Annotated in this window: 14 protein-coding genes; 6 read left to right on the top strand and 8 right to left on the bottom strand. The window is 62.1% G+C overall.

The window, feature by feature from the left end; genetic code table 11:
* Window position 1: 1 nt before the first annotated feature.
* Window positions 2–457, top strand: a complete 456-nt coding sequence (locus tag DWA01_RS09455; RefSeq protein ID WP_114285602.1) for a molybdenum cofactor biosynthesis protein MoaE — start codon at window positions 2–4, stop codon at window positions 455–457.
* A 140-nt stretch (window positions 458–597) separates the two neighbouring features.
* Here DWA01_RS09455 and DWA01_RS09450 read toward each other — a convergent pair whose 3' ends face one another.
* Genes DWA01_RS09450 through ubiA form a run of 3 tightly spaced genes read right to left on the bottom strand, consistent with a single transcriptional unit; the run spans window position 598 to window position 4,018 of the window.
* Window positions 598–924 carry a hypothetical protein gene (locus DWA01_RS09450; protein ID WP_114285601.1) on the bottom strand — a complete coding sequence of 109 codons (327 nt, stop codon included), beginning with the start codon at window positions 922–924 and terminating at the stop codon, window positions 598–600.
* Window positions 921–2,990 carry an OmpA family protein gene (locus tag DWA01_RS09445; protein WP_114285600.1) on the bottom strand — a complete coding sequence of 690 codons (2,070 nt, stop codon included), beginning with the start codon at window positions 2,988–2,990 and terminating at the stop codon, window positions 921–923. Before DWA01_RS09445 ends, DWA01_RS09450 begins: the two co-directional genes overlap by 4 nt.
* Window positions 2,991–3,049: 59 nt before the next feature.
* Window positions 3,050–4,018, bottom strand: a complete 969-nt coding sequence (gene ubiA / locus DWA01_RS09440; protein ID WP_114285599.1) for a 4-hydroxybenzoate octaprenyltransferase — start codon at window positions 4,016–4,018, stop codon at window positions 3,050–3,052.
* 11 nt (window positions 4,019–4,029) lie between these two features.
* On the opposite strand from ubiA, the gene DWA01_RS09435 reads away from it, so the two are divergent.
* From DWA01_RS09435 to DWA01_RS09415, 5 genes are all read left to right on the top strand, one after another.
* The gene (locus tag DWA01_RS09435; protein ID WP_114285598.1) at window positions 4,030–4,755 is read left to right on the top strand and encodes a 16S rRNA (uracil(1498)-N(3))-methyltransferase; all 726 of its coding nucleotides are present in this window, start codon (window positions 4,030–4,032) and stop codon (window positions 4,753–4,755) included.
* On the top strand, window positions 4,755–5,606 hold the full coding sequence (locus DWA01_RS09430) for a GNAT family N-acetyltransferase (RefSeq protein ID WP_114285597.1): 852 nt from the start codon (window positions 4,755–4,757) through the stop codon (window positions 5,604–5,606). Before DWA01_RS09435 ends, DWA01_RS09430 begins: the two co-directional genes overlap by 1 nt.
* Window positions 5,603–6,172, top strand: a complete 570-nt coding sequence (locus tag DWA01_RS09425) for a hypothetical protein (protein ID WP_114285596.1) — start codon at window positions 5,603–5,605, stop codon at window positions 6,170–6,172. The genes DWA01_RS09430 and DWA01_RS09425 overlap by 4 nt, the downstream gene beginning before the upstream one ends.
* 89 nt (window positions 6,173–6,261) lie before the next feature.
* A complete protein-coding gene (locus DWA01_RS09420) occupies window positions 6,262–7,632 on the top strand; it encodes a glutamate--cysteine ligase (protein WP_114285595.1) in 1,371 nt (456 codons plus the stop codon).
* Window positions 7,633–7,704: 72 nt separating this feature from the next.
* Entirely contained in the window at window positions 7,705–7,959 is a 255-nt protein-coding gene (locus DWA01_RS09415) for a hypothetical protein (protein ID WP_114285594.1), read from the top strand.
* 84 nt (window positions 7,960–8,043) lie between these two features.
* On the opposite strand, the gene plsY is transcribed toward DWA01_RS09415, so the two are convergent.
* The 5 genes from plsY to DWA01_RS09390 are packed head-to-tail and all read right to left on the bottom strand — an operon-like array spanning window position 8,044 to window position 11,757.
* Window positions 8,044–8,652: a glycerol-3-phosphate 1-O-acyltransferase PlsY gene (plsY, locus tag DWA01_RS09410; protein ID WP_114285593.1), complete on the bottom strand. Its 609-nt coding sequence runs from the start codon at window positions 8,650–8,652 to the stop codon at window positions 8,044–8,046.
* A 1-nt stretch (window position 8,653) separates the two neighbouring features.
* On the bottom strand, window positions 8,654–9,943 hold the full coding sequence (pyrC, locus tag DWA01_RS09405) for a dihydroorotase (RefSeq protein ID WP_114285592.1): 1,290 nt from the start codon (window positions 9,941–9,943) through the stop codon (window positions 8,654–8,656).
* Window positions 9,940–10,371 carry a hypothetical protein gene (locus tag DWA01_RS09400; RefSeq protein ID WP_114285591.1) on the bottom strand — a complete coding sequence of 144 codons (432 nt, stop codon included), beginning with the start codon at window positions 10,369–10,371 and terminating at the stop codon, window positions 9,940–9,942. The genes pyrC and DWA01_RS09400 overlap by 4 nt, the downstream gene beginning before the upstream one ends.
* A complete protein-coding gene (locus DWA01_RS09395) occupies window positions 10,368–10,805 on the bottom strand; it encodes a ubiquitin-conjugating enzyme family protein (RefSeq protein WP_114285623.1) in 438 nt (145 codons plus the stop codon). The genes DWA01_RS09400 and DWA01_RS09395 overlap by 4 nt, the downstream gene beginning before the upstream one ends.
* Window positions 10,798–11,757 carry an aspartate carbamoyltransferase catalytic subunit gene (locus DWA01_RS09390; protein ID WP_114285590.1) on the bottom strand — a complete coding sequence of 320 codons (960 nt, stop codon included), beginning with the start codon at window positions 11,755–11,757 and terminating at the stop codon, window positions 10,798–10,800. The genes DWA01_RS09395 and DWA01_RS09390 overlap by 8 nt, the downstream gene beginning before the upstream one ends.
* Window positions 11,758–11,846: the final 89 nt, after the last annotated feature.

The following is an 11,846-nucleotide window of genomic DNA, read 5'->3' as shown; positions in this document are numbered from 1 at the left end:
GATGTCAGTTTCGGTGCAGCAGGCGGCGTTTGATCTGGGGCAGGAACTGGCCGGATTTGGCCAGGGCCAGGACGACAACCCCCGGCGCAACATCGGAGCAGTGGTCAGCTTTACCGGGTTTGTGCGCGACGACAGCGGTGCGCTGGACCATATGCTGATCGAACATTACCCGGGCATGACCGAACGCGCCATTGGCCAGATCGTGGACGAGGCGGTGCAGCGCTGGTCGCTGGGAGACGTGCGTGTCATCCACCGCTATGGGGTGCTGAAGCCCGGTGATCAGATCATGATGGTCGCCACCGCCGCCCGCCACCGGGTGGCTGCTTTTGAAGCCGCCGAATTCCTGATGGATTACCTGAAATCACGGGCGCCGTTCTGGAAAAAAGAAGTCAATGCTGACGGCTCTGAATGGGTCGCGGCCAAAGACGAAGACGAAGACGCGCTCCGCCGCTGGTGAACTGACCTGCCGCTAGCTCTGACTGGCCAGTGCGATGACCGGCCGGAGATCTGAATGACCGCTGCTCTGACTTGCCGGTGATCCGAACTGCGGATGATCTGACGCGCGGCAGCGAGCCGCGAAACCTGGCGCAGCTACGCTCAGCCGGCACTCTCTTTTTCAATATAGGCGCGCAACTCTTCGGCCTCCTGGCGCGAGACCCGCAAGCCCTCCATCGCCGCAGTAAGCTCGGCTTCGGTCTGTTTTAGCTGCGTGCTCATTTCGCCTTCGCGCTCCCGGACATAGTTCATCGCCTGGTCGCGCTGTTCTTCGGCCTCATGCAGCGACTGCGCCATGGTGTCGAGATCACTCAGATCCGACTGCGAGACCCGGGTAAACCGGCTGATCAGCCAATGGGCAAACCATCCGAGCAGAAACGCCACAAACAAAATGATGGCCGTGGCGATGATAAATTCAGTTCGGTTCATTGGCTGCTGTCCTCGGAAGCTGTGTGATCTGCCGGATCCTGGTGGTCGGCGGCATCATCTGCATCTGTAGGCTCAGCGCTGTCCGGCGCAGCTGTGCCCGTTGTTGTGTCTGCTGTTTCGCCGGTCTCACCGCCGCCTGTGCTGTCATCATGCGCAGCCCCGGCCTCTGATGGTGCCGCAGCCTGTGCAGCACCCTCGACGCTTTCAAGCGTGGTGGTGTCAGGCTCAATCAGGCTGTCAGACGGCGGCGGGGCTATCAGCGTAAATTCAATGCGGCGGTTGGCTTCGCGGCCTTCCGGCGTATCATTGTCAGCGACCGGATTGGTTTCGCCGTAACCGCGCGCGCTCAGCCCGGAGGTCAGCACCCGGCGTGCCAGCAGCGCGTTCAGCACCGCTTCGGCGCGGCCCTGAGACAGCTGCTGGTTCATTTCTTCGCGGCCCTGGCTGTCGGTGTGACCGGCGATCTCCATCTGTACACCTTCGCAGCTCTTCACGATCTCCGCGATCGCGGTCAGCGTTTCAGCCGCAGCCCCTTCGATATCAGAGGAGCCGGGTGCAAAGGTGATTTTGCTCCCCTCCAGGATGGCGTTGATCCCAGTGACACATTCCTGCGGTGTCGGTCCAACCTCGGCCAGCACCGGATCAAGTCGCGCTTCATAGCTCACTTCGATCACGAAGTTCTCAGACTCGCCCAGCTTTTGTGACAACAGGCGCGAGATCTCTGCGCGCGCTTCCGGGTCGCCGGTTCTGCCGCGCAGAGTGACCAAATCGGGTTGAACAATGGCCGATCCGCTGTCGAGGTAAGACAGCGCTTCCAGCGCGCTCAGCACCCGGATGGCCCAACCCGCGGGCAGTGCATCATCCAGCCGCATGGCGCCGTATACCGCCTCACTGCCAAACAGGGCGCGGGCGTAACTTTGTGTGGCGTTGCGGGCGCGTTGGTCCGCCACCCGGCCGCGCAGCTGGATCTGGCCTTCCGGGCTGGCAAGCGCCACAAATTCGGGGATCGCTTCGCGCGGGCCTTCCAGAGCCGGGGGTTCCGGCAGGACGGAGTGCAGCGAAAAGACTTCCGGCAGCGCCGCTGCCAACTCGCCGGTGACCCGGTCGAAATCAGCCTGGGCCGTGGTCTCAGTTGCGATCAGGGTGACGTCCGCATCCGAATAGGTGATGGAACCGCCGCCCAGTGTCTGCAGCGCTTTGATCCCGGCGCTGACTGCCTCAGACCAGCGCGGCGTCGGCACGCCAAGGCCGATGGTACAGATCACCGGGCGGCTGACCCCTGCGTCCCTGGCGGCACTCAGGATGGTGTCGCGTGCGGCCTCTGTGTCGGCGGAACAGGCGTCAAACCGCGCGTCGCCTTCGTCAATCAGGAAACGCAGCGTAAAGGGGGTGATCACCGGGCGCGGCGCCGAAATGCTGACCTTGATGTTAAGCCCGCGCGGGCGCGCCCGGTTCAGCATCTCTTCCAGCGCGCGCTTTTGCGTCGCACTGTCGGCAACTGCGGTCACCGAGACCAGCAACGGGGTGATGGATATTTTGGAGCGCGGCAGCGCGCCCAGCGCTTTGATGCCAAAAGATACCGCGCTCCGCCAGCCGTCGGGCAGCGGATAATCGGCGGTTTCCAGCAGGTCGGTGACCGCAGCGCCCTCAACAGCGGCCCGGATATTTTCGAGCGTTGCTTCGCGGTCTGCAGCGGCGGGGATCAGTCCGATCAGCGACACACCAGCATCATTGCGCAACAGCTCGATGGAAAATGCCGGCGCCGCAATAATCGCGGCTTCTCGCACTTTAATCAGGTCAATCACCCGGGCGGCGTCCACCACATGGCCGGCGGCGGTGATGGCTTTGAAGCGTTCCGCTTCGCTGGCGGCCGTGCCGGTCAGAAACACCTGCAATCCTTCGGCGCCCGCATCGGCCCAGTCCAGCCCGAGCTGGCTCAGCTCCTGGTTCACCGCATCGGCGGATTTGGTTTCTATGACGCGGACCGACAGCAACGCGGCACCGACGGACAGCACGGCAGCCAGCAAAAGGGCGGCAATAAAAGGAAGGTAGGTTGTCAGGCGCATGGCGGTCTCTGTTTGCGGGGTATTGCTTTGTGTTTAAGGTCTTGGCAGCGTTGGCGCAATCACAGCAATACCGCCACGGCAAGAAACAGCGCAGCGATAAGCCCGGTATCGCGGTTGGAGCGGAACAGGCGCAGGCAATTGTCCGCGTCTTCGGTTTTCAGCCGCCCCATCTGCCAGACCATGTGCCAGCCAAAAGCCCAGGGCGCGAACACCGCCACCACCAGCTCGAGCGCGCTGACTGAGGCGGGCAGGGCGCCGACAATGGCGGCCTCCATCATCACCACCGAGACGATCATGAACCGGCGCAGCCAGGTGTGTGTGTTGTCGCCAAACAGCCGCGCGGTGGATTTCACACCGATCATTGCGTCGTCTTCTTTGTCCTGATGCGCATAAATCGTGTCATAAAACAGCGTCCAGGCGATGCCCGCGAAATAGAGTGCCACTGCCGGTGCGCTCAGGGAGCCTGTAACCGCCGTCCATGCCAGCAAAGCGCCCCAGTTGAAAGCGATGCCCAGAAACACCTGCGGCCACCAGGTGAACCGCTTGGCAAACGGGTAGATGGCCACCGGCAGCAGCGAGACAAAGCCCAGCAGGATCGCGGCATTGTTGAAACTGAACAGGATGGCGGCGCCGATGGCGATCTGCACCAGCATCCAAATGAGCGCGCCACGCACAGAGACCTGACCCGACGGGATCGGGCGCGAACGGGTGCGTTCGACCTGGCCGTCAATGTTGCGGTCGGTGATGTCATTCCAGGTACAGCCGGCGCCGCGCATCACAAAGGCACCGATGGCGCAGCCCAGCAGGATCCAGACCTCAAAGCGGCCAAAGCTGGCCTGGGAAAGCGACGCCAGCAACACCGCCCAGATGCAGGGGATCAGCAACAGCCAGGTGCCGATCGGCCGGTCGGCGCGCGACAGGCGCAGATAGGGCCGCGTCGCGGCGGGGGCGAAGCGATCCACCCAGTTGCCTTGGCTGGCGTCAGAAACTTCTCCACCAGTCTCTGGTGTATGGGGCGCGTGCGACATATGTAGGAACCATGCAAGTTGCGAAAACACGTCTGTTTGTAAGCCACCCTTTGGGTGAGGGGCAAACCATTCCTCTGGACCGGGACCAGGCACATTACCTTTTTGGGGTGATGCGGCTCTCTGCTGGTGCATTTGTGTCGCTGTTTAATGGCGTCGATGGTGAATATCTGGCCGAAGTCACTGAGGCCGGCAAACGCGGCGGTGTGCTGACATGTCACGCCCAAAGCCGGTCTTTGCAGATGCCGCCGGATCTGTGGCTGTATTTTGCACCAATTAAAAAGACGCGCACCGATTTCATTGTCGAAAAAGCCGCCGAGATGGGCGCAGCCCGGATTTGTCCGGTCTCGACCGATTATACCAATTCCGACCGGATCAGGCGCGCGCGGTTGCAGGCCCATGCGCTGGAAGCGGCCGAGCAATGCGGCGGCACCTATGTGCCCGAAGTGGCCGAACTGGCAAAACTTGACCGGGTGCTGGCCGACTGGCCTGAGGGACGGCAGCTGTTGTTCTGTGATGAGCGCATGGTGGGCGAAGTGTCAGAGTTGAAAACAGCCTATCCCGACGCACCCTGGGCTATTTTGATCGGACCCGAAGGCGGGTTTTCCCCGTCTGAGCGCGACCGGCTGCACGCGTTACCTTTCGCCCATCCGATCAGCCTCGGCCCTCGCATCCTGCGCGCCGATACGGCGGCGGTCGCGGCACTGACCCTGTGGCAATCCACCCTGGGCGACTGGTGATGCTGCGCCGCGCAGAAATCGCCGATGCGCCCGCATTAGAGACGTTTCTGGCGCGGCATGCGGATACGTCGATGTTTCTGCGCGCCAATCTTGCGGACCCTGGCCCCGCAGCGACCGACAGCCCGGGCGCAACCACATTCTGGTTGTGCGAAACGGCTGGCGAAATCACCGGCGTCATCGGATTTGCCGAAGGCGGTATGCTTTTGGTGCAGATGCCGGAATTGACTGTGGACGCCGCTGAGCGCTTGGCGCCCGCACTGCGACATGCCCTGGCGGGGCGCGACATTGCGATGTTCAACGCCGAAGCGTCACAGGTTGCGGCATTGCTGCCGGTGCTGGGTCTGGAACAGGCCGCGCTGATAGAGCGGCAACCCTTGTATATGCTGCCCCTGAGCGAACTCGTTTCGCCGCAGGGAAACAGCGTTTTGCGCCCGATGGTCGCGGCAGACCTGGATCTGATCGCGGACTGGCGGCAGCTGTATGAGGACGATTTGGGCGACATGTTTCCGGCTGGTGGCGCGCGCAAAAGGGCGGAAGCACTTATTGCGTCCGGCCGTGGCCGGGTGTTGACAGAAGCAGGCGCGCCAGTGGCGATGACCGCCTTTAATGCCGCATTGCCGGACATGGTTCAGATCGGAAATGTGTTCACGCCGGCAGAGCATCGCAGTCGAGGGTATGCGCGCCGCATTGTGGCGCTGCATCTGCAAGAGGCCGTCGCAGCTGGCGTGACCCGTGCGATTCTGTTCGCTTCCGGCACGGCGGCCTGCCGTGCGTATGAAGCCATCGGTTTTCGTCGTGCTGGTGGCTATACGCTGGTCAGTTTCGCCAAACCACAAAGGATTTCCCCATGAGTTTTCTACGCCCTGAAGCCACAGCCGCGCTGCTGCAATGGCGCGACGTTATCCTCGGGCTGGGGCTTGTTATTCTTGGCATGTGGCTTGGACTGGGCGCCTCGGGCCTGGTGTGGTTCTTTGCGGTGGCCATTGTGGCCATCGGGGCGGCGCTGGCCTGGACGGGCGGGCAGCGGGCGCGGATCCGCCGGCGCGAAGGCGGGCGCGGCGTGGTTGAGCTGGATGAGCGCCAGCTGAGTTTCCTTGATGCCGGCAGCGGCGCAGTGGTGGCGCTGTCAGATGTCACCCGTATCGAAATTGAAATCACCGGCACCAGTTCCCGCACCGGTTCCGGCACAGGCATCAGCACCAGCACAGACCAGGGGCAGGGTGATATGTTCTGGATCTTTACCCGACCGGGTGAATCTGCGGCCCGTATCCCGGCCTCCGCTGTGGGCAGCGACAAAATGATCGATGCGCTGGCCGGCTTTCCCGGCGCCAATTATGAAAACGTAATCAAAGCCTCGGGCACCTCTGATGCTGGCTTGTTTGTGATTTGGCAAAAATCCCGCCCGTTGTTGCATTGACTTCGCGCACGTTAGCCCCCAATTCTGCCAAACCCCCGGGCTGATCCCGGGGGAGCGAAATTCCAGCCGCGAAATATCGGAGCGAGCCCATGTCTATTCCACAATCCGGCGGCGGGCCGGTTGAAAGCTTTGAGCAACTGGCCGAATACCTGTCCTCAGGCTGCAAAACAAAAGCAGACTGGCGCATTGGCACCGAGCATGAAAAATTCGGGTATTGCAAAGACACGCTGAAGCCGCTGCCCTATGACGGCGAACGTTCGATCAAAGCGGTGATGGAAGGTCTGCAGCAGCGCTTTGGCTGGACCCCTGTTCTGGAAGCCGGCAATCTGATCGGTCTGGAAAAAGACGGCGCCAATGTGTCGCTGGAGCCTGGCGGGCAGCTGGAACTCTCCGGCGCGCCACTGGAAAACATCCACCAGACCTGTGACGAGGTGAACGTACACCTGCGCGAAGTGCGGTCGGTGTCGGACGACATCGGCGTGAAATTCATTGGTCTGGGTGCGGCGCCGATCTGGAGCCACGAACAGATGCCGGTGATGCCCAAGGGCCGCTACAAGCTGATGACCGACTACATGGATCGTGTCGGCACCCATGGCAAACAGATGATGTACCGCACCTGCACCGTGCAGGTGAACCTGGATTTCGGCTCTGAATCCGACATGGTGAAAAAACTGCGGGTGGCGTTGGCGCTGCAGCCGGTGGCCACGGCGCTGTTCGCCAATTCCCCGTTCTTTGACGGCAAAGTCAATGGTCACAAATCCTGGCGCTCGCGGGTCTGGCGCGATCTCGACAGTGCGCGCACCGGCATGCTGCCCTTTGTTTTTGAAGACGGCATGGGCTTTGAACGCTATGTCGATTATGCGCTCGATGTGCCGATGTATTTTGTCTATCGCGATGGCAAATATGTGGATGCGCTGGGGCAGTCGTTCCGTGACTTTTTGCAGGGCAGGTTGCCGGCGCTGCCGGGTGAAACCCCGACGCTGTCCGATTGGGCCGACCACCTGACCACGGCGTTCCCGGAAGCGCGGATCAAACAATACATGGAAATGCGCGGCGCCGATGGTGGCCCGTGGCGCCGTCTGTGTGCGCTGCCGGCGTTCTGGGTCGGGCTGATGTATGATGGAAGCGCGCTGGACGCGGCCTGGGACCTGGTCAAAGGGCTGGATGCAGAAACCCGCGAAGGGCTGCGGGTTGCGGCTTCAGAAGACGGGCTGCAGGGCGAAGCGGGCGGCGTGAAGCTGCGCGACCTGGCGGCGCGGGCGGTTGAAATTTCACATGCCGGTCTGGCGGCGCGCGCGATGCCGGGTGCTGGCGGCCTGGTGCCCGACGAAACCCATTTCCTCAACGCGCTGAGCGAAACGCTTGAGAGTGGCAAAACCCCGGCGGATGAGCTGCTTGAGCGTTATCATGGCGACTGGAATGGTGACCTGAGCCGGATCTATGGCGAGTACAGTTACTGATCCGACATCATTGATGAATTCCTGAATGGCCTGTAGCAATAAAGCTTCAGGCCATTTTTTTGGGAGTTTTCTATGCGTGATTTTTTTATCGGCTCGTTCGAAAAGCTTATCTCAGCCATTGTTGTGCTGCTTGCCATCGCTGTTTTGATCGGCGCTGGCGCGGCGGCAATGAGCCCCGACGGAGGTATTCTGGCCGCGTTGGCGGTTCTGGTCGGGGGGACGCTGTATTTGGTTATGTTTGCCGGCATGCTTTACGTGGTGCTGGGCATTCATGCCAACACCAGACGCACGGCTGAGGCGATTGAAAAACTGCTGGCCAGCGGCTGAGGTCTTACGGTCAAACCGGGCGCAACACTGGCTGCGCCCATTTTGTTTCACCCGCCGGAGCGAGGGGGTCTTTGGCGCCGGGGATCAGGTCTTCTTGCCGATCTTCGGCTCAGTACCGGCTCTGATGCGTTTGATGTTGTCTTTGTGGCGGATGAACACCAGCAGGGCCAGCGCCGTGGCCAGCACCATGCCCTGGGAATAGCCCAACATCAGCATCAGTGCCGGACCCAGGCCCGCCGCTGTCAGCCCGCCCATTGAGGAGATGCGCGTCACCGCCGCGCCCAGCAGCCAGGCGACACAGACGGCCAGCCCCACTATCCAGTTCAGCGCCAGCATGGTGCCGATGAATGTGGCGACGCCTTTGCCGCCCTTAAAGCCCAGAAACACCGGGAAGCAATGACCAAGGTATGCGGCAAAACCCGCGATCTGGGCGGCGTCTTCACCGATCAGGGCGCGCGCGATCAGCACCGCGATGCCAGCCTTGCCCGCGTCCAGCACCAGCGTCAGCGCGGCGGCGGGTTTGTGGCCGGTGCGCAGCACATTGGTGGCGCCGATGTTGCCGGAGCCAATCTTGCGCAGGTCGCCAAGTGAAAACAGACGCGCCATCACCAGGCCAAAAGGCACCGAGCCCAGCAGATAGGCGGCAATCGTCACCAGGATCAGGGCCAGCGGTGTCGCGGTAAAGTCAGGCATATCAGTCTCCGTAGACCTGCGTGCCAGCCACGAAGGTTTTCAACACCTTGCCCTGCATCCGCTGCCCGTCAAAGGGGGTATTTTTGGATTTCGACTTCAGTTTGAACCGGTCCAGCACAAAGGGCGCGTCCGGGTCAAACAGCACGAGGTCCGCGGGGGCGCCTTTGGCAAGCCGTCCTGAGGCGAGCCCAAGCCGGCGCGCCGGGTTCAGCGCCATGGCGGCAAACAGCTGCGGCAGGCTGAGCATGCCAGCGTGATAGAGCCGCATGGCCGCCGGCAGCAGCGTTTCCAATGCGACCGCACCCGAGGCGGCTTCTTCAAACGGCAGGCGTTTGCTTTCTTCGTCCTGCGGCGTGTGCATCGAGGAAATCACGTCAATCAGCCCGCTGGCGACGGCTTCAACCATAGCGATGCGGTCGTCTTCGCTGCGCAGCGGTGGTTTCACCTTAAAGAAGGTGCGGTAGTCGCCGAGGTCAAATTCGTTCAGCGTCAGGTGGTGGATTGAGACGCCGGCGGTGACATCCAGCCCGTTGGCTTTGGCGCGTTCCAGTGCCGGCAGGGCGCGGGCGGTGGTGATCTGATCGGCGTGGTATTTCACCCCGGTCATTTCGACCAGCGTCATATCGCGGTCCAGCGCCATGCGTTCCGCCATCGGCGATACAGCCGGCAATCCGCGCAGGGAAGCAAATTTGCCCGAGGTCACCGCAGCGCCTTTGGACAGGGCCGGGTCCTGGGGATGGCCAATCACCAGCGCGTTCAGCGAGCGGGCATAGGTGTAACAGCGGCCGACGATCTTATTGTCCGTAATGATGTGGTCGCAGTCGGTAAAGGCCACCGCGCCGGCGTCTTTCATAAAGCCGACCTCGACCATTTCGCGGCCCTGGCGGCCACGGGTCAGCGCTGACATATGGGCCACGTTTACCAGCGCGTCCTGCGCAGCCCGCCGGGTGACAAATTCCAGCACTTCCGGTGTATCGATGGCGTTCAGAGTATCGGGCCGGGTGACGATGGTGGTGACGCCCCCGGCGGCTGCGGCAGCGCCGGCCGATTTGAAGGATTCCTTGTGGCGCTCGCCCGGCTCTGAGACTTTGACGCCGATGTCGACGATGCCGGGGGCAAGGCACATGCCCTGGCAGTCGATCACCTTCCCTGCAGGGAAGGTTTTTACAATCTTATCAAGGTCTTGAGTTAAGATTTCGGCAATTACACCGTTCTCGATCTTAACCGATCCTACAATTTCGGTGCCGGCTTCGGGGTCGATCAGCCGGGCGTTGCTCAGGAGGGTGCTCATACGCAGTGCCTTTCGATCAGGTCAAGAACGTGCTCAGGGTTTTCCAGTGGGCCCAGCAGGCCGGCCTTGTCGGAATGGGTGCTGATGGCGAAACAATCGCCCTGCTGCGACACAGAGGTGAATTCGGAGTACCAGATGTCATGGCCGGGCGCATCAGAGACGCGCTGGCTGGTGACGGCCTGTTGCAGCTTTTGGCTGCGGGGGACGGAGAGCAGCACTGCCAGCAGCAGCCCGCCCAGTGAGGCCACGCCGGTCAGCAGCGCTGTCAGCGCGAAGGAGTCGGCCAGGCTGTAAGCGGAAGCGGTCAGCACAAGCGCTAGGAATGTGGAGCGGACCGGTTTTAAGGGCTCACGCAGTTTGCGGTCCTGGCTCCACAACAGCCGCTCGTCTGCGGACAGGGTCAGCCAGGCGGGGGTGGGCAGGCTCATGCGGTGGTCTCCTGTCGGGCGCGCTTCAGCCGGGCAAGCGTGTCGGCGCGGTCGCCCTGGTATTTCAGCAGGTGTTTGTCGCCAGTATCGGTGATGACCTGGACGGCACTGCCGATGCTGCGGATTGTGGCGATTGTGCGCAGCGGAATGTCGCGGCGCTGCGGGCCGGTCAGGCGCTGGTTGCTCAGATCCCAGCGCATTTTGAGCTCGTCTGAGGCGAGGTAGAAGCCGCGCACAGCGATTGCCGCCAGGCCCCCAACGGCGCCGGTCCAGATGTCAGGATTGCCCATGGCCCAGAGCGCTGCCATGCCAAGCGTCATCGCGCCCGCCGCCATCCAGGCGTGGTTGTGCCAATAGGTGGCGCGGTCGGGATAAAAACTGTGCAACACTGTTTCGCCGGGGTTGAGGTCCGTGGAGGGGGTGAGATCACGCATTGGCGCCATCCCTGGCCGCGTCGCTGCTGCGCAGATTGCGCGCCAGCAGGTCCATTGCTGCCATGCGCACGGCGACGCCCATTTCGACCTGGTCCTGGATCACCGAGCGGTTGATGTCGTCGGCCAGCGTGCCGTCGATCTCCACGCCGCGGTTCATCGGGCCGGGGTGCATGACGATGGCGTCTTCTTTGGCGTGGGCCAGTTTGGCGGCGTCCAGCCCGTAACGGTGGTAATATTCGCGCTCAGACGGGATGAAACCGCCGTCCATGCGTTCTTTCTGAAGGCGTAACATCATCACCACGTCGACGTCTTTCAGACCTTCTTCCATATCGTCATAGACTTCGACACCCAGTTCGGAAATGCCGGCAGGCATCAGGGTGGGCGGGCCAATCAGGCGCACCCGGTTTTCCATTTTGCCCAGCAGGATCAGGTTGGAGCGTGCCACCCGCGAGTGCGCAATGTCGCCGCAGATGGCGATGTTGAGCCGGTGCAGCCGGCCTTTGGCGCGGCGGATGGTCAGCGCGTCCAGCAGCGCCTGGGTCGGATGTTCGTGCTGCCCGTCGCCGGCGTTCAGCACGGCGCAGTTGACCTTTTGCGCCAGCAGATCCACCGCGCCGGAATGGGGGTGACGCACCACCAGCAGGTCCGGGTGCATCGCGTTCAGCGTCAGGGCGGTGTCGATCAGGGTCTCGCCCTTTTTGATCGAACTGGCCTGCATCGCCATATTCATCACATCCGCGCCGAGCCGTTTGCCGGCGATTTCAAAGCTGGCCTGGGTGCGGGTCGAATTTTCAAAGAACATGTTGATCTGGGTCAGACCGGCCAGCGCGTTGGAATGTTTCGCTGCGCCGCGCGACAGATCGACATAGCTGTCGGCCAGATCCAGCAAAGTGGTGATTTCCGTGGGATGCAGTGGTTCGATCCCAAGAAGATGTTTGTGGCGAAACGTCATAGAGGCCCCCGTGCGGATGTTCAGGCCTTATAGGAAGCGGGGATCATTCGGGCAAGGCGCGAGAGGGCATTTACCTTGGCGCGGCGGGC

The sequence above is a fragment of the Candidatus Halocynthiibacter alkanivorans genome (assembly GCF_003333265.1).
GTDB lineage: Bacteria > Pseudomonadota > Alphaproteobacteria > Rhodobacterales > Rhodobacteraceae > Halocyntiibacter_A > Halocyntiibacter_A alkanivorans.
Note: the sequence above shows the minus strand (reverse complement) of the source record. Positions and strands in the feature narration are given on the sequence as shown.